28 protein-coding genes and 1 pseudogene are annotated in these 26,518 nt (G+C 56.7%); 16 read left to right on the top strand and 13 right to left on the bottom strand.

Annotated elements, in window-relative coordinates:
• Positions 1 to 143: 143 nt before the first annotated feature.
• Complete coding sequence (locus tag HGO37_RS13545; protein WP_250983754.1) at positions 144 to 878, bottom strand: SDR family NAD(P)-dependent oxidoreductase; 735 nt, start codon at positions 876 to 878, stop codon at positions 144 to 146.
• A 156-nt stretch (positions 879 to 1,034) separates the two neighbouring features.
• Between HGO37_RS13545 and HGO37_RS13550 the strand changes: the two genes are divergently transcribed.
• The gene (locus tag HGO37_RS13550; RefSeq protein ID WP_192490007.1) at positions 1,035 to 1,382 is read left to right on the top strand and encodes a winged helix-turn-helix transcriptional regulator; all 348 of its coding nucleotides are present in this window, start codon (positions 1,035 to 1,037) and stop codon (positions 1,380 to 1,382) included.
• 178 nt (positions 1,383 to 1,560) lie between these two features.
• Here the strand turns inward: HGO37_RS13550 and HGO37_RS13555 are convergent, their stop codons facing one another.
• Positions 1,561 to 2,454 (bottom strand): LysR family transcriptional regulator, encoded by an 894-nt coding sequence (locus HGO37_RS13555; RefSeq protein ID WP_250983755.1) that lies wholly within the window; start codon positions 2,452 to 2,454, stop codon positions 1,561 to 1,563.
• A gap of 153 nt (positions 2,455 to 2,607) precedes the next feature.
• Between HGO37_RS13555 and HGO37_RS13560 the strand changes: the two genes are divergently transcribed.
• The 9 genes and pseudogenes from HGO37_RS13560 to HGO37_RS13595 all read left to right on the top strand — a co-directional run bounded on the left by HGO37_RS13560 (position 2,608) and on the right by HGO37_RS13595 (position 9,558).
• Positions 2,608 to 3,657: an ABC transporter substrate-binding protein gene (locus tag HGO37_RS13560; RefSeq protein ID WP_250983756.1), complete on the top strand. Its 1,050-nt coding sequence runs from the start codon at positions 2,608 to 2,610 to the stop codon at positions 3,655 to 3,657.
• 56 nt (positions 3,658 to 3,713) lie between these two features.
• Complete coding sequence (locus HGO37_RS13565; protein WP_250983757.1) at positions 3,714 to 4,505, top strand: SDR family NAD(P)-dependent oxidoreductase; 792 nt, start codon at positions 3,714 to 3,716, stop codon at positions 4,503 to 4,505.
• Between the two features lie 15 nt (positions 4,506 to 4,520).
• The gene (gene allB, locus HGO37_RS13570; RefSeq protein ID WP_250983758.1) at positions 4,521 to 5,975 is read left to right on the top strand and encodes an allantoinase AllB; all 1,455 of its coding nucleotides are present in this window, start codon (positions 4,521 to 4,523) and stop codon (positions 5,973 to 5,975) included.
• Positions 5,972 to 6,811: an ABC transporter ATP-binding protein gene (locus tag HGO37_RS13575; RefSeq protein WP_192490003.1), complete on the top strand. Its 840-nt coding sequence runs from the start codon at positions 5,972 to 5,974 to the stop codon at positions 6,809 to 6,811. The genes allB and HGO37_RS13575 overlap by 4 nt, the downstream gene beginning before the upstream one ends.
• Entirely contained in the window at positions 6,808 to 7,584 is a 777-nt protein-coding gene (locus HGO37_RS13580; protein ID WP_250983759.1) for an ABC transporter permease, read from the top strand. The genes HGO37_RS13575 and HGO37_RS13580 overlap by 4 nt, the downstream gene beginning before the upstream one ends.
• Positions 7,585 to 7,651: 67 nt before the next feature.
• Positions 7,652 to 8,065, top strand: coding sequence for a DUF3830 family protein (locus tag HGO37_RS13585; RefSeq protein ID WP_250983760.1), 414 nt, complete (start codon positions 7,652 to 7,654; stop codon positions 8,063 to 8,065).
• A 3-nt stretch (positions 8,066 to 8,068) separates the two neighbouring features.
• Complete coding sequence (locus HGO37_RS13590) at positions 8,069 to 8,779, top strand: acetamidase/formamidase family protein (protein WP_352230568.1); 711 nt, start codon at positions 8,069 to 8,071, stop codon at positions 8,777 to 8,779.
• An 18-nt stretch (positions 8,780 to 8,797) separates the two neighbouring features.
• Complete coding sequence (locus tag HGO37_RS26510) at positions 8,798 to 9,019, top strand: acetamidase/formamidase family protein (RefSeq protein WP_352230569.1); 222 nt, start codon at positions 8,798 to 8,800, stop codon at positions 9,017 to 9,019.
• 282 nt (positions 9,020 to 9,301) lie between these two features.
• A pseudogene (locus HGO37_RS13595) lies at positions 9,302 to 9,558 on the top strand (LOG family protein).
• A gap of 93 nt (positions 9,559 to 9,651) precedes the next feature.
• On the opposite strand, the gene HGO37_RS13600 reads toward HGO37_RS13595, so the two are convergent.
• Genes HGO37_RS13600 through HGO37_RS13620 form a run of 5 tightly spaced genes read right to left on the bottom strand, consistent with a single transcriptional unit; the run spans position 9,652 to position 13,760 of the window.
• A complete protein-coding gene (locus HGO37_RS13600; RefSeq protein WP_250983761.1) occupies positions 9,652 to 10,362 on the bottom strand; it encodes a fumarylacetoacetate hydrolase family protein in 711 nt (236 codons plus the stop codon).
• Complete coding sequence (locus tag HGO37_RS13605; RefSeq protein ID WP_250983762.1) at positions 10,362 to 11,114, bottom strand: ABC transporter permease; 753 nt, start codon at positions 11,112 to 11,114, stop codon at positions 10,362 to 10,364. Before HGO37_RS13605 ends, HGO37_RS13600 begins: the two co-directional genes overlap by 1 nt.
• Before the next feature lie 6 nt (positions 11,115 to 11,120).
• Positions 11,121 to 11,927, bottom strand: a complete 807-nt coding sequence (locus HGO37_RS13610; protein WP_246788056.1) for an ABC transporter ATP-binding protein — start codon at positions 11,925 to 11,927, stop codon at positions 11,121 to 11,123.
• Position 11,928: 1 nt separating this feature from the next.
• Positions 11,929 to 12,771 (bottom strand): ABC transporter permease, encoded by an 843-nt coding sequence (locus tag HGO37_RS13615; RefSeq protein WP_250983763.1) that lies wholly within the window; start codon positions 12,769 to 12,771, stop codon positions 11,929 to 11,931.
• Positions 12,771 to 13,760: an ABC transporter substrate-binding protein gene (locus HGO37_RS13620; protein ID WP_250983764.1), complete on the bottom strand. Its 990-nt coding sequence runs from the start codon at positions 13,758 to 13,760 to the stop codon at positions 12,771 to 12,773. Before HGO37_RS13620 ends, HGO37_RS13615 begins: the two co-directional genes overlap by 1 nt.
• Positions 13,761 to 14,010: 250 nt before the next feature.
• Here HGO37_RS13620 and HGO37_RS13625 point away from each other — a divergent pair, with 250 nt between their 5' ends.
• The 4 genes from HGO37_RS13625 (at position 14,011) to HGO37_RS13640 (ending at position 19,149) form a co-directional block, all read left to right on the top strand.
• Complete coding sequence (locus tag HGO37_RS13625; protein WP_192489995.1) at positions 14,011 to 14,685, top strand: FadR/GntR family transcriptional regulator; 675 nt, start codon at positions 14,011 to 14,013, stop codon at positions 14,683 to 14,685.
• A 52-nt stretch (positions 14,686 to 14,737) separates the two neighbouring features.
• Positions 14,738 to 15,952, top strand: a complete 1,215-nt coding sequence (locus HGO37_RS13630) for an NADP-dependent isocitrate dehydrogenase (protein ID WP_250983765.1) — start codon at positions 14,738 to 14,740, stop codon at positions 15,950 to 15,952.
• Between the two features lie 584 nt (positions 15,953 to 16,536).
• Positions 16,537 to 16,824 carry a DUF2218 domain-containing protein gene (locus HGO37_RS13635; protein ID WP_250983766.1) on the top strand — a complete coding sequence of 96 codons (288 nt, stop codon included), beginning with the start codon at positions 16,537 to 16,539 and terminating at the stop codon, positions 16,822 to 16,824.
• Positions 16,825 to 16,884: 60 nt separating this feature from the next.
• On the top strand, positions 16,885 to 19,149 hold the full coding sequence (locus HGO37_RS13640) for a TonB-dependent receptor (protein WP_250983767.1): 2,265 nt from the start codon (positions 16,885 to 16,887) through the stop codon (positions 19,147 to 19,149).
• 221 nt (positions 19,150 to 19,370) lie between these two features.
• On the opposite strand, the gene HGO37_RS13645 is transcribed toward HGO37_RS13640, so the two are convergent.
• The 6 genes from HGO37_RS13645 to HGO37_RS13670 all read right to left on the bottom strand — a co-directional run bounded on the left by HGO37_RS13645 (position 19,371) and on the right by HGO37_RS13670 (position 25,105).
• Positions 19,371 to 20,396, bottom strand: coding sequence for an ABC transporter ATP-binding protein (locus tag HGO37_RS13645; protein ID WP_250983768.1), 1,026 nt, complete (start codon positions 20,394 to 20,396; stop codon positions 19,371 to 19,373).
• A 3-nt stretch (positions 20,397 to 20,399) separates the two neighbouring features.
• Entirely contained in the window at positions 20,400 to 21,242 is an 843-nt protein-coding gene (locus tag HGO37_RS13650; protein ID WP_250983769.1) for a carbohydrate ABC transporter permease, read from the bottom strand.
• Positions 21,239 to 22,093 (bottom strand): carbohydrate ABC transporter permease, encoded by an 855-nt coding sequence (locus HGO37_RS13655; protein ID WP_352230570.1) that lies wholly within the window; start codon positions 22,091 to 22,093, stop codon positions 21,239 to 21,241. Before HGO37_RS13655 ends, HGO37_RS13650 begins: the two co-directional genes overlap by 4 nt.
• A gap of 139 nt (positions 22,094 to 22,232) precedes the next feature.
• Positions 22,233 to 23,480 carry an ABC transporter substrate-binding protein gene (locus HGO37_RS13660; RefSeq protein WP_250983771.1) on the bottom strand — a complete coding sequence of 416 codons (1,248 nt, stop codon included), beginning with the start codon at positions 23,478 to 23,480 and terminating at the stop codon, positions 22,233 to 22,235.
• Positions 23,481 to 23,564: 84 nt separating this feature from the next.
• The gene (locus HGO37_RS13665) at positions 23,565 to 24,356 is read right to left on the bottom strand and encodes an SDR family NAD(P)-dependent oxidoreductase (protein ID WP_250983772.1); all 792 of its coding nucleotides are present in this window, start codon (positions 24,354 to 24,356) and stop codon (positions 23,565 to 23,567) included.
• Entirely contained in the window at positions 24,353 to 25,105 is a 753-nt protein-coding gene (locus HGO37_RS13670; protein WP_250983773.1) for a FadR/GntR family transcriptional regulator, read from the bottom strand. The genes HGO37_RS13665 and HGO37_RS13670 overlap by 4 nt, the downstream gene beginning before the upstream one ends.
• 134 nt (positions 25,106 to 25,239) lie before the next feature.
• Here HGO37_RS13670 and HGO37_RS13675 point away from each other — a divergent pair, with 134 nt between their 5' ends.
• Positions 25,240 to 26,151, top strand: coding sequence for a DUF6772 family protein (locus HGO37_RS13675; protein ID WP_250983774.1), 912 nt, complete (start codon positions 25,240 to 25,242; stop codon positions 26,149 to 26,151).
• Positions 26,151 to 26,486 carry a hypothetical protein gene (locus tag HGO37_RS13680; RefSeq protein WP_250983775.1) on the top strand — a complete coding sequence of 112 codons (336 nt, stop codon included), beginning with the start codon at positions 26,151 to 26,153 and terminating at the stop codon, positions 26,484 to 26,486. Before HGO37_RS13675 ends, HGO37_RS13680 begins: the two co-directional genes overlap by 1 nt.
• Positions 26,487 to 26,518: the final 32 nt, after the last annotated feature.

Raw genomic sequence — 26,518 nt, forward strand, 5'->3', positions numbered from 1 at the left:
AAGATGCTCGCCAATTGACACAGTAGAGGAGATATAAAGTTTGCATTTCTTTCCGAGCCGCGCAGACGGCATGATTATCCGAACGCGCTCATTCGCTGCGGCAAGTTCACGAAACAGTGTCGCTATTCATCAGCGGCTTGGTGTCAGACCTGCGCTAAGCCGCCATCAACGAAGACTTCGCCGCCCGTCATGAAACTGGAATCTGAAGATGCCAGAAACGCTGCAACACCGCCTGTCTCAGATGGCTCGCCCATACGACCAAGCACCGTCGTCGCTCCGATTGCGTTCATCCCTTCGTCACCGAGAACTTCCAGTGCCAACTCTGTGGTGATCGGGCCAGGTGACATCACATTGACACGGATGCCGGTACCTCGCAGGTCTAGCGCCCAACTGCGCGCTAGGTTTCGAACCGCGGCTTTGGTCGCACTATAGATGCTGAACGCCGGTGTCCCCATCACACCCGTGCTTGAACCCGTCAAAATAATCGAGGCACCCGCCGTCATGAGTGGCAGTGCCTTTTGTACCGTAAAGACCGTGCCCTTTACATTGAGGTCAAATATCTGGTCATAGTGCTCGGGCGTAATCTCGCCGAGCGGCGCAAACGCTCCGGTTCCTGCGTTAGCAAGGAGTATGTCGAGCCCGCCCCGCTCGTTTTTTACCTTTTCATAAAGACGGTCGAGGTCGGAGAGATCGGTCACTGAGCCCTGGACCGCCTGCGCTGAGGATCCAAGTTGCGCAACGGCGGCATCAAGCGTTTGTTGCCGACGGCCAAAAATATAAACGAATGCCCCCTCCTCAATAAACCGCTTGGCGGCTCCAAAACCTATACCGCTTCCGCCACCCGTTATAACTGCTGTCTTACCCTGTAGTCTGCCCATGTCGCGCTCCTTTGTTGTAATCACACTAAGCTGGCGACCTACGCACCCATTGACAAGTATGCACCTTTTGGTAAGTACCTAGAAATGTCAAATCGATCACACCCATCCGTATCACCGACGGCGGCCGAACCACCTTCGGAGACCTGCACCCCGACACTGGCCGGCTTTACCTGCGGACTTGACGCAACCTTGCGTGTCATATCGGGGAAGTGGAAACCGTTGATCTTGTACTTCGTCGCCCAGGGTGGCCCGACCCGCTACGGTGCGCTTCGGCGCGCAGTGCGAGACGTAAGCGACAAAGTCCTAATCCAACAGCTCAAGGAGTTGGAGGCTGACGGTCTCGTGAGGCGGACTGACTACAAAGAGGTCCCGCCGCGCGTCGACTACAGTCTGACCCCACTGGGCAGGAGCTTGGCCGAAGCCTTAGTGCCGCTTTGCTCTTGGGGCACAGACAACATGGCCGAGGTTACGCGCGTCTTCGCTGAGCGCGGTGCTTTGCGGTAAAGCCGAAGCTCTTGTCGGTATCATGCCAATATTGAACTCACCAAGTCTGGCCACCTAACTTAACGCAACGGTTGCCTGCACGAGCGGGTACAGAAATAAGCCCGCGGCCCCAAAGCCGATTGATGAGCAGTCAACAATTATGAGCCCTCGGCCACTGTGCGCCAATAGCGGACAACTTCTACTTGGCTGTCGCTTTCACGATGCGCTCAGCAAAACTTGCCGCGGCAAGTGGCAGGATGCGTCCGCGCAACTGGCACATCACGAGGTCGGATCGCGGGATATCGCGTTCATCGATTGGCCGACCAACCACACCCATGCCGAACTCTTCGCGCGGCGCGCCAACGTCAATCTGGAAGGAGATCATGTTGCCGCGCAGCACAAGGCCGCGGAGCATCTCAAAGGAATTAGATTCGGCCATGACGTCGAACCTAAAGTCGCGCCTTGCAATAACTTCATCAAGAACCTGGCGTCCGCCAAGACTTTGGTCCGGCAGTGCCAACGGATGCCCGACGCAGTCGGAGAGGCGCAAAATCTCTTTGCTAGCCAACGGATGGTCATCGCGCATGATCGCGACGAGTCTTTGCGGAACCGAGGCCAGAATTCGAACTGCGGGGCGCATGGCTGCGCGGTAGACGATCGCGAGATCGACGTCGTAGTCGATCAGAGCATTGATCGCGGCATTGTGATCCATGACCTTGATGTTGAACACGAGGCGCGGATTGGCCTTTCTGAACTCGCCGATCTGGGAGGGCAGGAAGTCGAGCGCAAGTGCCTGACTGCAGGCGATTTTCACGGGACCACGGCGCAGTCCTCGCAAGTCTTCGACCTGGGAGCTCAGGCGTTCCGCATCGGCGATCTGGCTACGTGCATAGCGGACAAACATCTCTCCGGCGGCCGTCAGCCTCACGCCACGCGCTCGACGTTCGAAAATCGGCGTTCCGATCTCAAGCTCGAGGTCCTGGATTTTCCTGTTCATCGCTGATGCCGTGATGTTCATCTTTTCCGCCGCCTGACGGATCGAACCGGCACGGGCGATTTCCGAGACTTGCTCTAAAAGCTTGAGATGTCGCATGGCGTTCCTCCTCAGTGAGGCCTTTTTGTCACCGCTGATGCACGATAATAGCGGTAGATGTGTTCACTGAATAGTGGCACTTCTGCATTGCAACACAGACGAAAGAGCAGCCGGACAAGGCGGCCCCCAACCACCAGATCAAGGGAACAGAGAATGGCTCACCATCAGATGAAGACACACGCCCGCATGGTAGCACTCGCTGCGATGACGGCGCTTGCTACGGTTGGCGCTTCCGCGGTCGCGCATGCGGAAACCAACATCAAGCTGGTCCTGAACTGGAAATATCAGGGACCGCAGGGCTTGCTGTTTCTGGCAGAGGACAAGGGCTACTTCAAGGAAGAAGGCCTGAACGTCACGATGGACCAAGGTAATGGCTCGGGTGCCGCGGTCCCGTTGGTCGCCAATGGTGCTTACGACATGGGCTTCGGCGACATCAACGCGCTAATCGAGTTTGCGGCAAAGAAGCCGGAAGATGCCCCGGTTGGCGTCTTCATGATGTATAATCAGCCGCCCTTTACCGTTGCCGTCAAGGCCGACAGCCCGATCAAGACGCCTGCTGACTTCGCGGGGCACACGTTAGGCGGAGCCGCCAACGACGGCGCGCTGAAGCTATTCCCGGCTCTCTGCTCGATCACCAAGACGGATTGCTCCACGGTCGAGATCACCAACATGCAGCCGAACCTGCGCGAGCAGATGCTGATGAAAGGCCAGGTCGACGGCGTCTTCGGATACGTCAACACCATCCGCTTCAGCGCCAAGCTGATCGGCGTCAATCCGGACAAGGATATCCGCTTCATAAACTACGGCGACTACGGCATGGACCTCTACTCAAACGCCATCATTGTCTCGAAGACCTTCATGAAGGATCACCCCGATGCCATCAAGGGTTTCCTGCGCGCGCTGAACAAGAGCATCAAGGACGCGATCAAAGATCCCGAGGCTGCCATCGCCTCTGTGAAGGCCCGCGAGCCGCTGATCAAGTCCGACGTAGAACGCGAACGCTTTGATGCGACCCTGGCCGATGAGATGGCGCATCCGGAACTTGCGACCGTCGGCCTCGGTGATATCGACGAAGCACGTCTGGCGAAGTCGATCGACATCCTTGTAGACGCCAATAGCCTGCCGCGCAGCCCGACGGTCGGCGAGGTCTTCGACCGTAGCTTCCTGCCTGCCAAGAGCGAGCTTCTGACCTCGGTCAAGTAACCGACGGCGCAGTGCGCCGTCCCCCTTTCTCCATACACAACGAACGGAGCAACATCATGGACTTGATGCTGAAGGATAAGGTCGTCTTTATCACCGGCCCCGCCAAGGGCATGGGCGCGGCAATCACGCTGGCCTTTGCCCGGGAGGGCTCTAAGCTCGCACTTGTCGGTCGCGACACGGCAGCGATCGAACCTGTGGCTAAAGACGCCCGTTTCAAGGGTTGCTCCGTCATCGTTATCGGCTGCGATCTCACCGATGCGGGCCAATGCGATGTGGCGGCTGAGAAAACTGTCGAGGCTTTCGGCCGCATCGACGTTCTGGTCAATGTCGCAGGCGGCTCCGGTCCTATGGGCAAGACCGGAGTCGAAACCACGCCGGAAGAATTCGACGAGATCGTCACGCTTAACATGAACGGCTGCTTCCATACGATCCGCGCGGTCCTGCCGTCGATGATTGAGAACCGCTATGGCAAGGTTGTCAATGTGGGCGGCACCTTCGGCATGAGGGGACGCTCCGGTCGCTTGGCCTACTCGGCATCCAAGTGGGGTCTGCGCGGCATCACCAAAAGCTTCGCACTTGAGGTCGGCCAGCACAACATTAACGTCAACAACGTCGCACCCGGCATGGTCGATGGGCCCCGCTTCCGTGACAAGGTCTGCAAGACCATGGCGCAGAAGCTCGGCATCACCGAAGAGGAAGCCGCGATCCGTCACGCCGAGGATTACGCGCTGAGGCGCATTACCGTCGACGAAGATGTCGCCAATGCCTGCCTGTTCTTTGCCAGCGACGTATCGCGCCAGATCACCGGCGCGGATATCCCGGTCGACGGCGGCTGGGCAGCACTTTAAGGAAGGTTCTAAGTCATGACCGCAGATACCACCGCAGACCTCGTCATCCACGGCGGCACCATCGTTTCGCCGGACACCGAATACAAGGCTAGTATCGCCATCAAGGACGGCACAATCCTCGCCATCGGCGAGCAGTGTGCCATGCCTGCCGCGAAGGAAACGCTCGACGCAACCGGCCTCCACATTCTTCCCGGTGCAATCGACGTCCATGTTCATTTTCGCGATCCGGGCTATGCCCAGAAGGAAGACTTCGCCAGTGGCACGGCGGCCGCGGCATTCGGCGGCGTCACCACGGTTTTCGACATGCCGAACACCCTGCCAGCGATCTCCGACGCGAAATCACTTAAGGAAAAGCATGCAATCGCCAGCGCGAAGGCACATGTTGACTACGGCCTCTACGCCGTGCTCGGCGAAGACAGCCTGCCGCACATCCATGATCTGGTCGATGGCGGCGTCATCGGGTTCAAATGCTACATGGGCAACACCTTCGGCCGCATCCCGTCGCCAAGCACTGGTGCAATGCTGGAACTGTTCGAGATCGTCGCTCCTACGGGTAAGCGCATCTCGCTTCATGCCGAGACGAACTCGATCATGGAGCGTCGCGAGGCACGCCTTCGCCAGATGGGGCGCACCGATGCGCTTGCGCATCTTGCCGCACGTCCGGCCGTGGTCGCCACCGAGGCCGTGGCCCGCGCTGCGATCCTCGCCGAATGGACGGGTGCCCGCATCCACATCCTTCACATCTCCTCTGCGGCCGAATTACGGCCTCTCGCAGAAGCCAAGGCACGCGGCGTTGACATCACCGGCGAGACCTGCCCGCAATATCTGGTCCTCTCAGCCGACGACTATGAGGAAAAGCGCGGCGTGATCCGCGTCAATCCGCCAGTCCGAGAAGCGGAGAACCAGGACCCGATCTGGCAGGCGCTAGTGGACGGCACGATCGACATGATTGCCACCGACCATGCCCCGCATTCCATTGAGGAAAAAACACGTGAAGACATCTGGACGGTTGATTGCGGCTTCCCGGGCGTAGAAACCCAAATGCCGCTGATGCTGACGGAAGTCGCGCGCCGCAACGCAAGCGTCTCCGATTACGTTCGCTGGAGCGCGGAAAACCCCGCCAAGTGCTGGGGTCTCTTCCCGAAAAAGGGCGCGCTGATGGTCGGCTCCGACGCCGATATCGCTATCGTCGACACCAACCGCACCTGGACAGTCGATGACAACCTGATCCAGTCCACCGCCAAGATTTCTCCCTGGCACGGCATGGAGACAACCGCTCTTCCGATCCATACGATCGTCCGCGGCCGCTTCGCCATGAAGAACCGCAAGCTTCAGGAAGACGCACGAGGCTGGGGGCGCTCGGTCCACGACATTCAGGCGATGCCGACGCCAGACGTCCGCCACGCAGATCAGACGATGGCAGCCGTCACGTCTCAAACAGCAACGAACAAGGGGAGTGCTGCGGCATGACATCAGCTCTCGCTACCGAAATCGCAGTCCGTAATGCTATTATCGATCTGGAAAGGGTGAACGTCACCTTCGGTGGCGAGAAGAACAAGACCGTAGCACTGGCGGAAACGTCGCTTAGGATCGAGAATGGCGAATTCGTCGCTCTCGTCGGTCCCTCTGGCTGCGGCAAGTCGACGATCCTCAAGCTGGTGGCGGGAACGCTCTCGCCATCCCAGGGACACATCTTCGTTGCCGGCCGTGAAATCGGTGCGAATAACGTTCGGATCGGCATGGCCTTCCAGAACCCGACACTGTTGCCCTGGCTCAACATCCGCGACAACGTAATGATGCCGCTAAAGATCGTCTCTCCGTTTAAACAAACCTATTCGAAGAAGAAGAGCGGTGAATATCGGGATCGTGCCGAGGCGCTCCTGAAGCAGGTGGGCCTGACTGGCTTCGGAGACAAATTTCCCTGGCAGCTTTCGGGCGGCATGCAACAGCGCGCTTCACTCTGCCGGGCGCTGATCCACGATCCCACCCTGCTCCTGCTCGACGAGCCTTTCGGCGCACTCGATCAGTTCACCCGCGAGGAGCTCTGGGAGATCATGCAGAACCTCTGGATCGACAAAAAACCGACGGTGCTGCTCGTCACCCATGATCTCAAGGAGGCCGCCTACCTCGCATCCCGCATCTGCGTCATGCAGGCGCGCCCGGGTCGAATCATCGAAGACAGCACCGTGCCTTTCGCCCGGCCGCGAACCATCGATGTTTCCTTCGAACCCGAATTCGTTTCCCTCACGCAAAGGCTTCGCGAGCGCATCGTCGCGGCACGGGCCGTCAAGGAGCATCAGTCATGAAGCCGGATACCAGACGTCGCCTTCTTTCCGCCTGCTGCATATTCGGCTTTTTCATCGCCTGGGAAGTCATCTGCCTCGCCTTCGGGATCTCGGAAATGGTCCTGCCCCGCCCAACACAGGCCCTCTACACCTTGGTAAGCCAGTTCCCGTCGATCTGGCCGCATGCGTTTCAGACTATTTACACGACGCTGGTCGGCCTCGGTCTCGGCATCATTATTTGTGTGCTACTCGGCATGCTCATTGGATCGTCAAAGCTTGCCTATGACGTCGCTTATCCAATGCTGGTCGGCTTTTCCTCGATCCCCAAGGTTGCGATCGTGCCGATCCTAGTGCTCTGGTTTGGAGCGGGAACGGTTCCGGCGATCCTGACGGCGATGGTGATGTGCATTTTCCCGATCGTCGTCAATGTGGCGACCGGCCTTGCCTCGACGGAACCCGAGTTGCAGGACGTGATGCGGACATTGAAGGCGACGAAACTCGAAATCCTCTGGAATATCGGGTTGCCTCGGACCATGCCCTACTTCTTCGCTTCGCTGAAAGTTGCCGCCACGCTCGCATTCGTCGGAACGGTCATCGCCGAAACCGTCGCCTCCAATCGCGGCATCGGCAACCTGATGATGATCGCCAGCTCCAGCTTCGACGTGCCTCTGGTGTTCGCCGGGCTGTTCATTCTCGCGGCTCTCGGCGTCGCCCTCTACATCATCTTCTCGGCCATAGAGGCACGGGTCACTGGTTGGGCAGTGCGCAACGATAACTTCGCCGCCAACGGCTGATCTTTCCAAACAACCGCATCCTCGCCTCCTCTACCACGACGGAGCCGAACCTCAGAGGGACAATCCCATGACTAAGCTCAAAATCACGGCAGGCCCGTTTACCTTCGACGCCCGCCTCGAAACCGGAAGTGCGCCAAAAACCTCGGCAGCTTTCCTCAAACGCCTTCCTTATGAAAGCCAAATCGTCCATGTCCGCTGGAGTGGCGAAGGAGTGTGGGTGCCGCTGGGCGACGAAGACTTCGGCGTCGGCTACGAGAACCACACCAGCCACCCGGCTCCAGGTCACATCATCCTCTATCCGGGTGGCATCAGTGAAACCGAAATCCTGCTCGCCTATGGCGGCGTCGACTTCTCCTCCAAAATGGGGCAGCTTGCCGGAAACCATTTCATCACGCTAACCTCGGGATTGGAGAATTTGCCCGCACTCGGAAAGAAGACATTATGGGAGGGCGCACAGCCCATCCGTTTCGAGCTGGCTTGACCCATGACCGAGCACGAGCTTCTTCCGAGCATCGATACGGTCCATTGGGGTTATCTCGACGCGACCCTGCCACCGGCGCTGGAGATTGCTGATGGTGATATCGTCACAGTCCATTCCGTCAGTGGCTCGGCGGAAGAAACTCCTGTCGCCGGATACTGCGTGCGTCCGGAACTCAAATCCATCCAACGGGCACTATCGCCGGAGCTTGGCCCTCATATTTTGACCGGGCCAATCAAAATCAAAGGGGCAATGCCTGGGGATACGCTCAGGATCGACATTCTTGACGTCAGATTACGCGACAACTGGGGCTACAACATCATTCGTCCCGGCAAGGGTATGCTGCATGAAGAATTCGGAGAGCCGCACACGGTGCATTTCGGGATCGATCTGGAAACAGGAGCCATCGCAACTCCCTGGGGTGGTGCACTAACAGCACGGCCATTCTTCGGGGTTATGGCGACGGCTCCCAATGCCGAAGATGGTCGTCGTTCATCGGTTGCGCCAGGATATTTCGGTGGCAATCTAGACAACAAGGAACTGACCGCTGGCTCCACACTCTATTTGCCGGTGTCCGTTGAAGGGGCGCTCGTGTCTATTGGAGATGGACACGCAGCGCAGGGCGACGGCGAGGTCTGCCTTACCGCCGTTGAAACTGCATTGACCGGATGTTTCCGTTTTACGGTTATCAAAGCTGGACAGATGCCGCTACCTTAGGCCGAGACACTAACCCATATGATTGCTATGGGCTTTGGCGAGAACCTCGACCTCGCCGTTCGTGAAGCCTTGCGCAGCGCCATTTCTCTCATCTGCAATCAAACGGGCATGACTGCGGCAAATGCCTACACGCTCTGCAGCGTCGCCGCCGACGTGCGGATCACCCAACTCGTCAACGTTACAACGGGGGCTCATGTGATGATCCCCAAATCCGTCTTCCCACCTGCCAGGCCTGAATAAAGAATGCCATGACCCACCGTGAGATAAAAATCGATCACCGTTTTCTGCTGCTCCAATTTTAGCGGTTCGGAAGACGTCGCCAATGGCGCTGGGTAAGGCCGGTATCCAAGCTGATCTAAGGTGGCACGACGAAAGTGCTAATGGGCATTGTCGCGGACGCTGCGTTAGGTGTCGACGGTGAGGTGCCGGTGTCATCGCAGCGTGCCTACATGAGGAAGGACAGTCTCATGAGGGCCTGACTTTTATGAGGTCGCCCAGCCCCGACTGTAGCGCAAGCAGCGCATGGCAGACTTGGCAGATGCGTTCATCGCACTCCCGAATGCTATCGGCACGCTTGAAGAATCATGAAGGTCTGGACGATGAATCGGCTCTCCGAAATCGACAAGCCTGTCTGCCTACTCAACACGCGCGGCTTCTTCCATGCTTTTCTCGGCCTCATCGATCATATGGTCGCTGAGAAATTTCTGCCACCTGCGCACCAGCATACGGCTTTTGTCGATGCGTATGCGGAGGTATTGATCGGCAAATTACACGCATAACAACGCGTCGACGTCCCTAAGTGGACGTGATGCCGACCACGACGTCGAAAGGCAGAAAAATGAGCGGCACGGGTGACGCGCCGCTCATAGCGATTAGCCAACCTTAAAGGTCAGTTCATCGACGCCGTCCACATGGGCAACCATGACATCGCCCTTGACGATCGCGCCGACGCCGGCAGGAGTGCCCGCGAAGATCAGATCGCCTGGTTGCAGCGTGAATAGGCCTGAGAGATAGGAAATCATTTCCGGAACCTTCCAGATCATCTGGTTGAGGTCGCCCGTCTGGCGCACTTCGCCATTGACCTTGATCCAGATCGCGCCGGCGGAGGGATGTCCCACCTTGGACACGGGATGCAGCGGGCCGCAGGGAGCGGAAGCCTCGAAGGCTTTGCCGGTTTCCCAGGGGCGACCGAGCTTCTTTGCTTCGTTCTGCAGATCACGGCGGGTCATGTCGAGGCCGACGGCATAGCCGTAGACGCAGTCCAGTGCCTTATCAAGCGGGATATCTTTGCCGCCACTCTTCAGCGCCACGACAAGCTCTACTTCGTGATGCACGTCCTTGCTCTGCGCCGGGTAAGGGAAATCCGTACCCGACAGAACCAAGGTGTCCGGGTTCTTCTGGAAGAAAAACGGCGGCTCCTTGTTTGGATCGTGGCCCATCTCGATCGCGTGGTCGGCGAAGTTGCGGCCGACGCAGTAGATGCGGTGCACCGGGAAGAGTGCCTGGCTGCCGGCGACCGGAAGGGTCGGAATAGCGGCCGGATTGATGACGTAGGCGGGGTTGGTTGAGGTCATGTCGTTCATTATCGTGCTCCTGCGTAATATTCGATGCGTTTTTCGAAGAGTTCCACGGCCGCGGACAGCAGCATTGCCACCGCGAAGAGGATGATAGTCAGAGCCCAGAAGCGCTCCATGTCGAAGCTGCGGGAGTAGAGCTCGAAGAGTTCGCCGTATCCGATGATGGATACCAGGATCTGGCCAATGACCACGCCCTTCACGCCACGGATGAGACCGATGCGGATGCCTGCCAGGATTTCCGGAAGGGCTGAGAAGAGGATGATCTTGGTGAAGATGGTGAGCCGGGATGCGCCGTAGCAACGCCCCATCTCGATGAGCGACGGCGGAACCTGCATCACGCCGGCCCGTGCATCAAGCACGATGATCCAGACTGCGAAGAGGAACACCGTGACGAACACCGTGGTTTCGCCAAGCCCGAACAGGATCATGAGAACCGGAACCAGAGCCGAAAGAGGCGCGCTGACAAACATGTTGACCCAAAGGCCGAAAATGTTGTCAACGACCTTGAAACGGCCCATGGCAATGCCGAGCGGCACGCCGATGCCGGTGGCCAGGGCCATACCCAACACGAAGGACCGGATCGTCACCAGTGATGCGTTCTGCCACGAGTTCGTCGCGACCAGCTCAAAGCCGGCCGAGATGATCGAGCTCATCGGCGGGATCAGGAAGATCACATCCATCCGACCGACGATTTCCCAAATCAGCGCCCAGAAGATAAGCGATATCATCATGGGGATTTTGATGCCGAAAAGTTTCATGGCCGGTTACTCCGCATACTGCCTGAGGCCCTGCCAGATCTCTTCGACCACATCGAGATAGCCCTTGTCGCGGCGGATGACATCGGGTGCAGCGGAGCGATCGATGTTGGGTTCGATGATCTGGGAGACGCGACCAGGGCGCGGCGAAAGCAGAACGATGCGATCGGAGACGTAGACGGCCTCTTCGATCGAGTGCGTGACAAAGAGAAAAGTCTTGCGCTCCTTCTCGACCAGTTGCAGCAGGTCTTCCTGGAACTTTCGACGGTTCTGTTCGTCGACGGCTGAGAAGGGTTCGTCAAGCAACAGGACATCCGCATTGACGGAGAAGGCGCGGGCGATGCCGACGCGTTGGCGCATGCCGCCCGAGAGTTCGTGCGGATACTTTTCCTCGAAGCCTGTCAGGCCCACCTCGCTGATATAGTGCTTGGCAACGCGGTTGCGTTCAGCCTGTGGAACGCCTTTGAGCTCAAGGCCAAACGCAACGTTTCGCAACACGGTGGCCCAAGGCATGAGGGCAAAGTCCTGGAACACGAAGGCACGTTCCGGGCCGGGGCCTGTGACGACCTTACCGTTGACCCGTATCTCCCCTGAGGTTGAAGGCACAAGGCCCGCGATGATTTTCAGGAGCGTGGTCTTGCCGCAGCCAGAGGGACCGAGCAGTGTGGTGAGCTTGCCGCGCTCGAACTGAAGGTTGATGTTTCTGAGTGCCTCGATGTCACCATAGCGTTTGCAGATGTCGCGGACCTCGACAATGGCGTCGGACATGGTCGAGCGCGACGGATCGATGGTGCGGGCCGTCATGGAAAGAGCCATCTTATTTTCTCCTCTTTTCGGGACGCAGGAAATTGACCTCGACATATTGCAAGGCAGCGAGTGTCAGCGTCGAAACGGCAATGATGGATGCGACGGCCGCGTACATGTGGGCGTAGTTGGCGATCGAGCGATGATAGGTGATGAGGTCGCCGATACCGGTCGGGGTGATCAGCAGTTCGGCGAGCATGACACCGATGAAGCCCGCGGCTATGCCAAGGCGTAAGCCCGCGAACAGGACCGGCGTAGCGTCGGGTATGATGATCTTGAAGATCTGCTGGAGGCGATTGCCCTGAAACGATCGACACATGTCGACCAGCGACGGATTGACGTGACGAACGGCCTTGTAGGAATTGAGCACGATGACCGGCAGGGCCAGCATAATGACGGCGAGCGTCTTGGCGAGCAGACCAATGCCGTAGATAAAGGTGACCAACGGAACCAATGCAGCCATTGGTGCGGCCTGGAGCACAATGAAGACAGGGGCCAGAAGCCATTCCGCCTTGTCCGATAGGCCCATGATGATGCCAAGCCCTATGCCAAGCACGGCTGAGACGGCAACGCCGATCAACAGCGGCTGGAACGTGATGAGATAGGCTCGCAACAAGGTACCGTCGTAGGCCATCTCGAACAGCGCAAAAAGCGTGTCGAAGAAGGTGGGGAAGGCGAAGCTGATCGGGACGCCTCCCGCGATTTCCCAGATCGTGAAAAGAGTTGCAAGAGAAGCCACCACCCAGAAGGATTTACGGCGTCTGGCGAATTCGGCGATCGTTTCGGCGAACCGGGGGGAGCCGGTGGCGGCTCCCCCCGTCGCACTCGCCCTATGGGGTGAAGTGGTCATGTGCATCACTTCGTTCCGACTTTGGCAAGTGCTGCATTGAGCGCGGTGAGGTCCCAGAAGTCTTCGACCTTGAGGTCGGCCGACTTGCCTTCGAGCGCGCCGGAGACCGTGTAAAAGTCGAAGTCGTCGCGGGCTGCGTCCTCGCCGCCACCATTGAGCGGAAGGGTAGATGCCGCCTCGCTAAAGTAAGGCTCAATGTCGGCTAACATGTCTGGCGTCGCATCGGGAAGAAGCTTGTATTTTTCACGTAGCGCAACGGCCGCCTTAGGATCCGCAGCGACCTCCCGCCAAGTGGTCAGAATGCTCTCAACGAGGATTGCGACATCCTTCTGGTTTTTCGAGAGATAGTCAGTGTTGGCAAACAGCGCCTCGTCGGTCGCGCTGACTTCGCCAAGCGGCAGGAAGCCGAATTTCCCTGGCGCTTCCTTCTCCAGCACGCGCTTGCCGGAGGAATCGACGATCGTCGCCTTTACATTGCCCTGAAGCAGGGCGCCGGTGCGCACTTCCGCGCCCGGAACGTAGGAAATGTTGGAATACTTGATGCCGTTCTTGTCGGCCATAAGGCGCATGATCGCCTCGGTACCTGAACCGCGGGAGTGAACCGCGATTTCCTGGCCATCAAGATCCTTCCATTCCTTGTAGAACTCGGTGTTAACCACCGGATAGAACTGGAGCTTGGAAAGCTGCATAAAAATGCGGATCGGCGCCTTCACCTTCTGGAGAAGGGAGTAAGGGCCGCCGATGCCAATGTCGGCCTGACCGCTCACCACCGCCTGTGCCGCAATATCCTCGCTCTTCAGGAAGGTGACCTGCACATCGACGCCCTGCTCCTTGGCGCGTTCGAGTGCCGCGAGTAGATGGACGGATTCTACGGTTGCGATATCGCCGAACGCGATGCGCATTGGCTCGGCAAGCGCCAAGCCCGGTATTGCTGCTGAAAGGCAGAAGGCTGCGGCCACGGCCGATGCCCTCAATCGTCTGAGATAAGTGTTCATGCTCATTCCTCCCAAATTGTGTTTTTCTCAACCCAATCTGAAACCAATTCTTCATTAATTATAAATTGTGTCAACCATTGAAACATGTTGCGGCGCGATAGGAAGGGTCGGAAAACAAGCCTTTACTGCGGTAAATATCTGTTATTTATGGCTTTAAATTTATCGTATTTTGTTAACATGCATGCGCGTTGACATGCACCAATATGCCGGATATAAGCAAACCAATCAAAAATTGGTTCGGAAATTGAGCATGACAGACTTTTCGGATGGGGCAGTTCTCACGCGCCTCAGGGACTTCCTTACAACCGCGGAATTGCAGGATGGCGGACGCCTTCCGCCAGAGCGGGAGCTGGCAGAAGCGCTGGAAATCGGGCGCGGTGCGCTGCGCAAAGCGCTGGCAACCCTGCAGGCGGAAGGGGTGGTCTGGCGACATGTCGGCAAGGGCACTTTTACAGGCGAACGGCCGATCGATACGGTGGCCGATATCAACGCCATGGTGCATCGGACCAATCCGCTCGAAGTCATGGGAGCCCGCATCGCATTCGAGCCCGAGGTCGCCCGTTGTGCCGCGCTCAATGCCACACCGAGCCAGATTGCAGAGCTGCGCAACTGCATGATCAAGGCGCAGCAGGCGCCGACCTGGCGGCTCTATGAGCAGTGGGACAACCGACTCCATCGTCTGATTGGCGAGTCTTCGCAGAACTCACTCCTTCTTGGGCTGCTCGACACGCTGAATGCGGTACGCCGCGCCGTCACCTGGGGACGGTTGCGTGACACGCCGGTGCGCCCTCCGGTCAATCACCATTCATTCGAGGAACATGAACGCATCGTGGAGGCCATTGCCAATCGCGACGGCGCCGGGGCTGCGGATGCGATGCGCAAGCACTTGCGCAGCGTGGAAAGCCATATGCGCGACATGCGCTGACACGAAAATCTTTGAGGAGGGGCGGCGCAACGTCGTCTCATGGGAGAACAGAATGGCAAAGATCAAGGTTGCAAACCCCGTCGTCGAACTCGACGGCGATGAGATGACACGCATCATCTGGCAGTTCATCAAGGACAAGCTCATCCACCCCTATCTCGACGTGGATCTCGAATATTACGACCTGAGCATCGAGAACCGTGATGCGACCAATGACCAGGTGACGATCGATGCGGGACATGCGATCCGCAAGCACGGCGTCGGCGTCAAATGCGCGACCATCACCGCTGACGAGGGGCGTGTCGCTGAGTTCGGCCTGAAGCAGATGTGGAAGAGCCCGAACGGCACAATCCGCAACATCCTGGGCGGTGTGATCTTCCGCGAACCGATCATCTGCAAAAACGTGCCACGCCTTGTGCCCGGCTGGACCCAGCCGATCATCGTTGGCCGCCACGCCTTCGGAGATCAGTATCGTGCAACCGATTTCAAATTTCCCGGCAAGGGAAAGCTGACGATGAAGTTCGTCGGCGACGACGGCACTGTGATTGAGCGTGACGTGTTCGATGCTCCCTCCGCCGGGGTGGCACTTGGCATGTACAATCTCGACGATTCCATCACCGAATTCGCCCGCGCTTCGTTGAATTACGGCCTGCAGCGCAAGGTGCCTGTCTACCTTTCAACAAAAAATACCATTCTCAAAATCTATGACGGTCGCTTCAAGGATATCTTCCAGACCGTGTTCGACGAGGAGTTTGCCGCCAGCTTCAAGGAAGCGGGCATTTGGTACGAACATCGCCTGATCGACGATATGGTCGCTTCGGCGCTCAAGTGGTCCGGCGGCTACGTCTGGGCCTGCAAGAATTATGATGGCGACGTGCAGTCGGACATCGTTGCACAGGGCTTCGGCTCGCTCGGCCTCATGACCTCCGTTCTATTGACGCCAGATGGCAAGACTGTCGAGGCGGAAGCTGCCCATGGCACTGTGACCCGCCATTATCGGCAGCATCAGAAGGGTGAGGAAACCTCTACCAATTCGATCGCTTCGGTCTTCGCGTGGACGCGAGGACTCGCCCATCGCGCCAAGCTGGACAACAATACGGAACTGGCAAAGTTCGCCCACACGCTTGAGCAAGTGTGTGTGGAAACTGTCGAAGCCGGCTTCATGACCAAGGATCTTGCGCTGCTGATAGGCCCGGACCAGCCATGGCTCTCCACCACGGCCTTCCTCGACAAGATCGACGAACACCTGCAGGAGGCCATGCGGGCTTAAACTGAGCCGAGGGCGACGCGGCGGTGTCGCCCTGCCCGCTCCGCGGCAACATCTGGCTTGTCAATCTGGGGCTGGTCTTGACTCAAGGCTGCAGGAAACAATCAGGGATGGTACTAGCGACAATCTGCTGATTGGAAATGGATACGAGAAACGCATCCTGATGTTTGTCCAAATGGCAGCGCAGCAACCCGTTTCCTCACCGTTCGGCGATTGCAGAACATGCTTGGCAAGCAATGAAAGAACATGCGCCATAGCCATAGCTTGGATCGCAGCATACACAGAAATGGCAACCGCGCATTACGGTTCACAACAAGGCATTGAAAACTATGGCGAACATTCTCTATCGCTCATTCCACGTATCCTAAGAGAACTCAAGATTCGCAATCGTGAATTCTAAAAAGCTATTAAATGCAACTAACACTCGAAATCGACTAATTCACTTCGATATTTCCAAGGATATTCTACTTTAAATCGTTATCAAGACTTGACTCAAATTGTCATCTTTGAGATTGCGTCTTTACGTTCCAAGTTTTTTCTAGAAGACGCGGACAAAACGCACTCAAGTGATACGATCCGAGGTATTCATGTCCAGCAGGCAGGCGATCATTTCGACGGAGTATGGAAGTCGCTATCTACAGCAACTTTCCAAGCACTGGGCACATAAATTTGAAACGGAGTTCACGCCCGTTTCGGCAAAGATTGCTTTGCCGCTAGGAGATGCCCGGCTGAGGGCGGACGATAGAAGCCTTCACATCGAAATCACTGCACATAAGAGCGAAGACCTTCCAGTTTTACAGGATGTCGTTCAAACGCATATCGAGCGCTTTGCCTTCCGGGAGACGCTTGAGTTCGATTGGCAGCCGCAAACCTGACGCTGCCTGCAACACGTTCTAATCATCAAACAGAATTCTATTGAAATGGGGATGGGGTACATGTCGAAGGGAACACACCAGTTCTGCCTGCGTAGTTACGGCTGCGCGATACTTGCCAGCGTTTCGCTGCTCGCGCTGACGCCAGTTTTAGCGCAAGGCCAAGAAGCAAATCGCGCTGAACGCGGTCCAGGCACCTCCGCAACAGTACTTGCCCCCATCTTGATCCAATCTCAAAACGAAAACAAACCGAAGACAAGCACCATCGGACTGCCTCCTGCATCGTTCAGTGGTGGACAGCTTTCGACAGGAGCACGACTTGGCTCCCTCGGAGACCGTCCTGTTAAAGACACGCCCTTCAGTATCACGGCCTACACAGCTAAGCTCATCCGTGATCAGCAGGCGCGAACTGTTGCGGATATTACACTCAACGACCCGTCCGTGCGCGCGGATGCGCCTGCAAATAGCGAGCGCGATTCGTTCTTCATCCGCGGCTTTTCGGTGGTTAACCTCGATATTCTTTACGATGGACTTCCGTATATAGCCAACCCGCGTCGTCATTTCCTTGAAGGCATTGAGCAGGTTCAAGTTTTGAAAGGACCGAGCAATTTCGCGAACGGCGGGCTGGGTCGCGTCGGCGGAACGATCAATCTCATCCCAAAGCGTGCAGCAGATGAACCATTAACCCGTCTGACGACTGGTTATCGCAGCGATTCACAATTCTGGACGCACGCCGACGTTAGCCGTCGGTTTGGCCCAGCAAATGAATGGGGCGTTCGCGCCAATGGCTCAATCAAGGGCGGTGAAACCGCTCTTGATCACAATGATACCAAAGTTGGCGTGGCAACGCTCGGCATCGACTATCGTGGTGATGATTTTCGTGCTTCGTTAGATTTGAGCCACTCGACACAAAAGCTAGATTCGCCAACATCACTGTTTAACACGGTAGATACACGACCTGTATCTTTGGTGACGCAGATACCGCGAGCTCCAAATGGCAAGGTGAATACGGGCAATCCGTTTGAATATCTTGATAGCTCATACAATATGGCTACGGGACGCATTGAGTACGATATCCTGGACAGCACGACGATCTATGCCGCAGCAGGCGCGTATCGTTACCGTGAGGACTTTTTGACATCGTCCTATACAATTCTAAACAACAGCGGTGATGCCCGGATCGATTTCGGATACAATCCGCAAGAAATTATCAGCTATTCTGGCGAAACAGGGATTCGTTCAGAATTCGAAACGGGTGAGATAAACCACCAACTGAACATATCCGCCCAACTAGCCTATACGGAAAATAATCGCGGTTACCTCAACCCATCTGCTTTGGGCTTCCCAAGCTACGTATCCAATATTTACGATCCCGTTTATATCTCAGGTAGCTTGGTGAATACGTCGGGCTTGCCCCGTTCTGGTAACTTGAACCCGTTTTCAGAACTGTTGTCTACCAGCTTTGCATTCTCTGATACGCTTTCCGTCCTAGACGACAGACTTGAACTGACTTTGGGAGGGCGCTTTCAAAGTGTCCGCCAAAAAAGCTTCAATGTGCGCCCAGATCGTGGACCTCTCGGAGTACAGAATTACTTTTATGATGAGTCACGGTTTAGTCCAGCGGTTGCAGCCAGCTTTAAGTTGACCGAAGACCTATCCATCTACGCAAATTACGTGGAGGCGTTGACGGAAGGCGCAATCGCTCCTTTGACGCCAACATTAAGTAACCCAGGCGAAGTACTTCCTCCTACGGTCAATCGACAAAAAGAAGTTGGGGTGAAATATGACACCGGTTCGCTCATGCTTACGGCAGCGCTTTTCGAGATAAAGCAGCCTAGCGCTTATGTGGTCGGGAACACCTATGGTCTCAATGGTCTCCAGACCAATAGTGGCGTAGAACTTACGGCTTACGGAGAGCCAATCGACGGCCTGCGACTGCTTGGCGGGATCACATTTCTTGGTGCAGAGCTAAGCCGCACCAATGGCGGAGGAAATGATGGCAACGTGGCTCCCGGCATCCCCAAGACTTCGATCAGCCTCTATGGCGAATATGATTTGCCATGGATTGAAAGCCTAACAGCCACCGGTCGTGTCGTTCACAGCGGCAGCACTTACTTCAACGCGGCGAATACCCTGAAGGTCGACGACTGGACACGCGTCGACCTTGGTGCACGGTACAAATTCGAGCGCGAAAACGGAAAGCCTATCGAAATCCGCGCCAATGTCGAAAACGTTTTTGATGAGAACTATTGGGCGTCGTCGGCTCGCAGCTTCCTCGCAGCTGGCGCATCTCGTACCTTTACACTTTCGGCATCGTTCGATTTCTAAAAAGGAACATTCACAGTGAGCCAGAACCGATCCACCACATTCTCAAATCACGCGCGATTATGACCCGCGGCTCTCTATCGCACAGAAAGACTATTGCGAACGTGGCAGACTGTGACGGCGCGGTAGTCGTGCGATTTTGAGACATGCTTTCTGCAAACTCGCTTATCGATATTCCGAACAGCTCATGATCTGGAGCGGGTGATCAGCGGGTTTTTACGACACTAGAGTAATAAAACTCCGTGACTGTCGAAATAATGGAGTTTTGACGGATCGGCGGTTAATCCGACCTCGCTTCCCACAGAGGGCATTTCCGGCCTGTCATGGGTGACAAGGCAAATCTGTCCGCTGGGCAACGCGATATGCAGCAGAGATATTGCGCCCGTATACTCACAGAGATTGATAATTCCACGCATAACGCCCTCTCCTGGGGCGGAAATGATGAAATGTTCGGGTCGTACGCCTAGAGTTTCGGTGGAGGCAGGATGCGGTCCGCTCAGCAATGCACTTGCCTCAACTGCCGGTATTACGTTCATTTTCGGGCTTCCTATAAATTGGGCCACGAAAATATTGGCCGGCCGTTCATAGAGTTCCCTTGGTGAACCCACTTGCTCTATCCGCCCGTCGCGCAGAACGACGATCTTATCGGCCAACGTCATGGCCTCGATCTGATCGTGGGTCACGTAGATCATCGTGGTGGCAAGACGCTTATGTAGCGCGGCGATCTCGGATCGCATGTGCACTCGCAGTTCTGCATCAAGGTTGGACAGGGGTTCGTCAAACAGGAATACGTCGGGATTGCCGACGATGGCCCTACCAATGGCTACGCGCTGACGTTGGCCGCCGGAAAGTTCGCGCGGATAGCGATCCAGCAAAGCCTCCAGCTTAAGCGTTGTCGCCGCTTCGCCGACGCGCCGGTCGCGCTCCGCAGTCGGTACCTTCCGTACCTTCAGCCCGAAAGCCATATTGTCGCGAACCGTCAGATGCGGATAGAGTGCATAGGACTGGAACACCATCGCCACGCCGCGTTGCGATGCCTGCACCTCGTTCACCACGCGCCCGCCGATCGATAACTCGCCGCCAGTGATATACTCCAGCCCTGAGATGAGCCGGAGCAGTGTGGATTTTCCGCATCCGGAAGGGCCCACGAAAACGACGAACTCGCCGTTCTCAATCTCCAGATCGACACCGCGGATAACGTCCACCGCCCCGAAGCTTTTTTTAATGTCCGTTAGCGTAACACTGGTCATATCTTACCCTTTGACGCCGGAAAGCGCGAAACTTTCAATGATCTGCCGCTGGGCGATCAGATAGACAATCAGGATCGGCACCACGGCAAGGCTGGTTGCGGCAAGCTGCAGGTTCCATAAAGGAAGGCCATAGCTGTCGTTGAAGTTGGAAAGTGCGAGCGGAAGCGTGAACATTTCGAGCGAACTGACAAAGATCAGCGGTTCAAGGAACAGGTTCCACGAATGAAGAAAGGTGATTATCGCAACCGCTGCCAGTGCCGGGCGCGACATCGGTATCGCGATCTTCCACCAGACCCCAAGGCGTGAAAGCCCATCCATCTTGCCCGCATCTTCAAGCTCCTTTGGCAGCGCCAGAAAATATTGACGCATCAGGAACGTCGCCATCACGCCTTGCGGACCAAAGGTCGGCAGAAGGATGAGAGGCCAGTGGCTATCCACCATGCCCATCCCGCGCATCAGAAAGAAGTTGGGAATGATCGTGACTTCCTCCGGCACCATCAGCGCCGAAATCAGGAAAACCATCAGCAGCCCCGCCCCGGCAAATCGCATCCGCGCCAGCGCATATCCGGCCAGCGAAGCGATTATCAGCGTCAGCACGGTCACAACGACCGCGATGTATATCGAATTGAAATACTGTCGGGCAAATGGCTGGTAGGTGAAGACCTCGACAAAGTTCTGCCAACGCCAGACACGCGGAATGAGCGTCGGCGTGCCGAAGATTTCGGTCACGCTTTTAAAGCCCGCAGATACCATCCAGATAAACGGAAAGACGAAGGGTACGGCGACGATCAAAAGCGCAATCGTCCAGCAGGTGCGATAAAGAATCTGGATCTGACGCTGCGTCATTGCATGCCCTTCCGTCTCAGCATGACCTGGACCAGTGTCAGGGCCATTACGATGACGAACATGATCATCGCCAGTGCAGATGCGTACCCGATATTGAAGAACTTGAAGCCCTGCTGGTAAATGTAGAAAGCTAGCACCAGCGTGCCGTTTTCAGGTCCGCCTCCGGTCATCTGGTATATGTGATCGAATACCTTGAACGAACCGATCGTGGTGATGACCATGATGACGAGCGTCGTCGGCGCAAGCAGCGGCCAAGTAATCATTTTGAAAATCTGCCGACGCGAGGCCCCTTCAAGGCGAGCCGCCTCCTCGTAATCCCGCGGGATGGACTGCAGGGCGGCGATGTAGAGGATCATGTTCAGTCCCACCATCTTGATGACCCGCGTCACGATGACAGCGGCCATCGCCCAGTTCGGCTCACGCAACCAGTTCGGTCCACTGATGCCGACAATCGCCAGCACCTGATTGATAAAGCCGCCCTCTCCCTGCAACAGGAACTTCCAGACTATCGCCCAGGCGATCGCCGAGGTGATAACCGGAGCGAAGAACACCGTGCGGAAGAACACAACGCCCAAGAAAGGCCGTGAAAGGGCGAGCGCCAGCATTAGAGCCAGCGCCATATTGAGCGGCACAAGCCCGATTGCAAAAATAACCGAGTTGCGCACCACGAGCCAGAAATCCGGATTTTCGAGCAGCGCATTCTCGAAGTTGGCCAGGCCGATAAAGGTTGCCTCCTGCGTCAGCAGGTTCCATTCCGTTGTCGAATAATACAGGATGGCGCAGAGCGGCCCGAGAAAAAAGATGAGGAAGCCGATGAAGGTGGGGCTGACGAACAGCCACGCCTCCATCATTTCTCTCGCCTTCAAACTCAGCCAGGGCTTTTGGTTGTTTACTCTCACGGATCCAAGCACTCCATCGTCATCCTCCGCCTTGCGCCGAGAATTTGACTGCGTTCATGTTGGCACAAGGTCGGGTGACGAAGAGGCGTCATCAGAGTTGTGGTGTAATTGCCGCGCAGATGTCCTTAATGGCGGCATCGACATTCGCATCGGTCTTCCAGAGAGCGTCGACACGAGGCATCATTGCGGCAAGGATTTGTGGCGCCTTCTCATGCCCGGGAACGACACGGCCCTTTTCAATCGCCGCCGCGACATTCTTCATCATCTCCGGCGAAATCAGCTTGTTGCCGTTGATGAAAGCTGGTGCTTGCAGAACGCTCTTACGGGCAGGCGGGAAGAATTGCGCCATGGTGGCGACATTTTCCTTACTGGTCATATGCGCCACAAACTCCGCAGCAACCTTGGTGTTCTTGCCCTTGGCAAAAACGACGAGCGCAGCTTGGCCGATGACCGGAGATTCCCCTCCCGGACCCGTCGGCAAGGGTGCGATACCCCACTTGAAACCCGCCTCCGGCATTTTCGATGCGCGCGAAATCTGGTTCACGGTCATCGCTGAATTTCCCGAGAAATAGTCGCCCTGAGTGCCAGGCGGCACGATCGACTTGTCCTTGAACACCATGTCATGCAGTTGCTTGATCGCCTTCACGGCTTCAGGCTTGTCAAACCCGCATTGCTTGTTCGACCAGATATCGCCGCCATAGGCGCGGATAGGAGGCAGGAAAGCATGCGTCATGCGAGAAGCATAACCTTCACCGTCCTTGAACTCGAAACCCCATTTGCCGGGGTTGGCTTCGACCAGCTTCTTGGAGACTTCCTGGAACTTGTCCATGTTCCACTCGCCCTTGGCCGCTAGCTGTTGCGGGTCCTCAAGGCCTGCTTTGTCGAACATGTCCTTGTTGTAGTAAATCAGGAATGGCGAGGTGGAAAATGGTATCCCGTAAACCGTTTCACCCTGCTGCCACAGGCCCATGGCCGGCTGAGAAAAGTCCGCGAAATCATAGCCCTCCGTAGCCTTTAGTGTTGGCCCGAGATCCATGAGAAGCTTGGCGTTCTCAAAAGCGGGAGCCGCATCTTCCATCATCCAGGCGACATCGGGCGGATTTCCGCCCGCCACCTGGAAGGTCAGTTTTTGGGTGTAATCGTTGACCGGAACTGTCTCGAATTTGACGTTTACGTCCGGATTCTTGGCTTTGAAACTCTCTGCGATGGCATTCAGCATCTTCAGATGGGCTTCGCTACCGGTCCACACCGTCATGCGGAGATCCACAGCAAGCGCGGCAGATGTCGACATCAATAGTGCTAAAGCGGATGCTGCTATACCTGCTAGTGCGGTCCTCATGGCTTCCTCCCGTTTGGTCGCTTCGTAAACAGTACTCCTCCAGCGATGCCAATGGCATTCACTGTAACTCCTTGTCGCAGGCGACTAATCGGCAACCTGCGGAAGGACACCAGGGGCATCACCGATCGACCATCCTCCGTCGACCGGTATGTTTGCTCCGGTAATGTAGCTGGCAGCGTCGCTGCACAGAAAAACGAATGCACCTGCCAGATCATGCGGCTGCCCCTGTCGTCCTGCAGGGATTTTAGCCGTCACGGCCCTGCGAAAAGCATGGTCGCTGTACTGGGCCGCGTTGGCCTCGATCTCGATGGCGCCGGGCGAGACGACATTGACTGTAACGCCACGCGGCGCGACGTCGCGGGCAATGGCCCGCACCGCCGTCAGTTGCGCTGCCTTCAAGGATGCATAGACGATCGTTTCGGTGCGCGGTCTGGTCGCCATGATACTGCCGGTAGCAACCACCCTGCCCCAGCCACGCTCGGCCATGGGCGGAACCAGTTTTCCCGTGAGGGTCAGCAGTGCCGCGAAATTTGACGCCACATGCGCGGCTATATGCGCCTCATCAATATCATTCCAAGGCATGCGTCGTTCGATAGCAGCATTGGCGATCAGGATATCGATCGGCCCAAATTGATCGAGTATATCGTTGGCGAATGCTTCAGTCGCACCCTGCCTGGTAAAATCCGCCTCGATGACGGGCGCTTTGCCGCCCATCATTTCAGCCACCTCCCTGGCGCCCGCCTCGTTGCCGAAATGGTGGAGGATAAGTTCCGCGCCATGTTCTGCCAGCCCCAGTGCCACAGCGCGACCGATGCCAGAACTGGCACCGGTCACCAGCGCACGCCGACCATTGAGCGAGAAGCGCGAGCTCGTCATCCCTCTGCGCCTTCCAGCTTATCAGCGACTTCAAGTGAAGCGATATCTGCCGCATCGAAATGCGCGCGTATCCTTTGCTCGGCCCGGTCAGCATCGCCCAAACGGATGGCTTCGCAAATTGCAGCGTGCCGTGCGATCGTCTCATGCCAATCTGCCTCGCTACGGTTCGCGCGCCGTGAGAAAAGCTCGGACACTTCCCGCTGTACTGTGCGCATGCCTTCCATCTGAACGCGGATCATCGCATTGCCCGTCGCGGTCGCCAGACCAAGATGGAACAAAATGTCCGCAGCCGTGAAACTGGCGGGATCATGGACGCCGGCATTCATGTCTTTCAACGCCTGCTCCATCATCTCCAGACCTTCGGGGTCTCGACGCTCGGCGGCAAGTCTCGCAATGCCGGTCTCGATGACCCGGCGCATCTCATTGGCTTCCTGAAGGCGCTTGAGGCTCGAGCGCACCGCATAGCCATAGATCTTGTCCATCGTCTCGCCACTCATGGCCTTGGCGCGGGCCACTTTTCCCTGCTGGGTGAAGATCAGTCCAGCAGCTGTCAACTGACGCAGAGCCTCACGCGCAATCGGCTTCGACACACCAAATTCCTTGGCGATTTCTCCCTCGGGCGGCAACGGCTCGCCCGGCGGAATACGGCCGTCGAACAAAGCGGCAGCAATAGCATCCGACACACCGTCTGCGAGCCTGACAGGGCTTACCAGCTTTGCATCGAATACGGATTTGCGGGAGATAACCATTGTTTGCGTCCTCATGATCAAAAGCTAGCATACAGTTTATAACATAGCAACTAGGTTTATCAGTTGCCAAGATGATACGATGTGGCTAGAACTAGCACACAAGCAGGCCGCTGAACACAGTGAGGCAGAACCCGATGGCACCATCAACACCGAGCCAAATGGCCGAAATGACGGAAAGCTTACGCATCGCTCTGTTGCGGGCCGATCCCGCACTCAGTCGTTTTGACCCATTGCCCCGCATTCTCTCGTTCGACGACTTTTCGCGCGGCCATTGCGGCTGGTCGCAACTGGTCGGCAATTACGAAGACACGTTGGATGCCATGCTGCCCGGTTACGCCCAGCATTCCAGTGCGATGATTTCCACTCTCGGGCATTGGGATGCCGGCTCGCATGGCGGTATGGATTCGTCCTATGCGCTTAAGATCGCCACCAGGCCCAAGCCGGGCGCACAGAATGTCGCGATCAAACGTCACACGTTCCGCAAAAGAGGACCGATCCGCTTCGAGATTTACTTCACCTTCAAACCGGAAGCCTCCGAGCTGAAGCTGTCGGAAACCGACGTGCGTTCCGTCGGGTTTCTGTTCGATCTGCAGGGCGGCGACCGTGACAGCGATAGCGAGCGGGTAATGCCGCATCTAAGATTTTTGAATGCCGAAAACGGCAAATTCTTGCAGAAATGGCAATACAAGCGTGAGACTACCGAGATCACACCTCTTGGAACGGAGGACAAGACGGTCAGTCACTACCACCTTGCACCGGAAGGCTGGCTTGATCTGCCGGATGGCGAGCAAAAGCTTTGCTACAACGAAATCCCGACCAAGGTGAACTGGAGCTATCTGCGGTTCGATTTCGACCTTGAAAAAATGCAGGCCACCGGCATGCAGTGCAACGATCGCACCTTCGATGTATCGGGCTTCGAGCCTATCCGTATTCCGGCAATGAAAAACCTCTGGTGCATGCTGAACTTCTGCTTGTTCGCGGAAACGGACGTCGCCAAGCGCGCCTTTCTCTATGTCGATTCGATCTGCATTTCAGGAGATTTCTGATGCTGCCTGAAAACATCACAGCGATCATTGCCCGCAACGAGCCCTGGAGTGGTGATGCCGCCAGTGAACCCTATGAGGCAGGCTGGGCGCGCGAAGCAGTCTTCTTCATCCGCGCGCTGAAACAGCCGATTGGCGCATCGCCTCGCGGATGGGTGGAAATTTCGCCCGATGGCATGCATTGGATGCGAGAAGGGACGGAGTTCGATATGCCGGCCGAGGTCGATGGACTGACATCTGCACGGGTACAACATTTCGGTAACTGGCTACGCGTCGTAACTCAGTTTGCCCAAGGCGCGGAATGCACCGTGCTGATCACATTGCATTTGAAGGCGTGAACGTGAAACGGGCGAATGATACATCCGCCCCT

Source organism: Rhizobium sp. CG4, assembly GCF_023701965.1.
Classification (GTDB): domain Bacteria; phylum Pseudomonadota; class Alphaproteobacteria; order Rhizobiales; family Rhizobiaceae; genus Agrobacterium.

Coding starts and splice junctions, on each gene's coding strand:
- HGO37_RS13675 (WP_250983774.1), top strand. CDS start 25,240: ATGGCACCATCAACACCGAGCCAAATGGCCGAAATGACGGAAAGCTTA.
- HGO37_RS13635 (WP_250983766.1), top strand. CDS start 16,537: ATGTCCAGCAGGCAGGCGATCATTTCGACGGAGTATGGAAGTCGCTAT.
- HGO37_RS13630 (WP_250983765.1), top strand. CDS start 14,738: ATGGCAAAGATCAAGGTTGCAAACCCCGTCGTCGAACTCGACGGCGAT.
- HGO37_RS13575 (WP_192490003.1), top strand. CDS start 5,972: ATGACATCAGCTCTCGCTACCGAAATCGCAGTCCGTAATGCTATTATC.
- HGO37_RS13655 (WP_352230570.1), bottom strand. CDS start 22,093: ATGATGGAGGCGTGGCTGTTCGTCAGCCCCACCTTCATCGGCTTCCTC.
- HGO37_RS13600 (WP_250983761.1), bottom strand. CDS start 10,362: ATGAACGACATGACCTCAACCAACCCCGCCTACGTCATCAATCCGGCC.
- HGO37_RS13670 (WP_250983773.1), bottom strand. CDS start 25,105: ATGGTTATCTCCCGCAAATCCGTATTCGATGCAAAGCTGGTAAGCCCT.
- HGO37_RS13660 (WP_250983771.1), bottom strand. CDS start 23,480: ATGAGGACCGCACTAGCAGGTATAGCAGCATCCGCTTTAGCACTATTG.
- HGO37_RS13560 (WP_250983756.1), top strand. CDS start 2,608: ATGGCTCACCATCAGATGAAGACACACGCCCGCATGGTAGCACTCGCT.
- HGO37_RS26510 (WP_352230569.1), top strand. CDS start 8,798: ATGATTGCTATGGGCTTTGGCGAGAACCTCGACCTCGCCGTTCGTGAA.
- HGO37_RS13680 (WP_250983775.1), top strand. CDS start 26,151: ATGCTGCCTGAAAACATCACAGCGATCATTGCCCGCAACGAGCCCTGG.
- HGO37_RS13580 (WP_250983759.1), top strand. CDS start 6,808: ATGAAGCCGGATACCAGACGTCGCCTTCTTTCCGCCTGCTGCATATTC.
- HGO37_RS13585 (WP_250983760.1), top strand. CDS start 7,652: ATGACTAAGCTCAAAATCACGGCAGGCCCGTTTACCTTCGACGCCCGC.
- HGO37_RS13545 (WP_250983754.1), bottom strand. CDS start 878: ATGGGCAGACTACAGGGTAAGACAGCAGTTATAACGGGTGGCGGAAGC.
- allB (WP_250983758.1), top strand. CDS start 4,521: ATGACCGCAGATACCACCGCAGACCTCGTCATCCACGGCGGCACCATC.
- HGO37_RS13610 (WP_246788056.1), bottom strand. CDS start 11,927: ATGGCTCTTTCCATGACGGCCCGCACCATCGATCCGTCGCGCTCGACC.
- HGO37_RS13555 (WP_250983755.1), bottom strand. CDS start 2,454: ATGCGACATCTCAAGCTTTTAGAGCAAGTCTCGGAAATCGCCCGTGCC.
- HGO37_RS13650 (WP_250983769.1), bottom strand. CDS start 21,242: ATGACGCAGCGTCAGATCCAGATTCTTTATCGCACCTGCTGGACGATT.
- HGO37_RS13640 (WP_250983767.1), top strand. CDS start 16,885: ATGTCGAAGGGAACACACCAGTTCTGCCTGCGTAGTTACGGCTGCGCG.
- HGO37_RS13645 (WP_250983768.1), bottom strand. CDS start 20,396: ATGACCAGTGTTACGCTAACGGACATTAAAAAAAGCTTCGGGGCGGTG.
- HGO37_RS13625 (WP_192489995.1), top strand. CDS start 14,011: ATGACAGACTTTTCGGATGGGGCAGTTCTCACGCGCCTCAGGGACTTC.
- HGO37_RS13620 (WP_250983764.1), bottom strand. CDS start 13,760: ATGAACACTTATCTCAGACGATTGAGGGCATCGGCCGTGGCCGCAGCC.
- HGO37_RS13615 (WP_250983763.1), bottom strand. CDS start 12,771: ATGCACATGACCACTTCACCCCATAGGGCGAGTGCGACGGGGGGAGCC.
- HGO37_RS13665 (WP_250983772.1), bottom strand. CDS start 24,356: ATGACGAGCTCGCGCTTCTCGCTCAATGGTCGGCGTGCGCTGGTGACC.
- HGO37_RS13605 (WP_250983762.1), bottom strand. CDS start 11,114: ATGAAACTTTTCGGCATCAAAATCCCCATGATGATATCGCTTATCTTC.
- HGO37_RS13565 (WP_250983757.1), top strand. CDS start 3,714: ATGGACTTGATGCTGAAGGATAAGGTCGTCTTTATCACCGGCCCCGCC.
- HGO37_RS13590 (WP_352230568.1), top strand. CDS start 8,069: ATGACCGAGCACGAGCTTCTTCCGAGCATCGATACGGTCCATTGGGGT.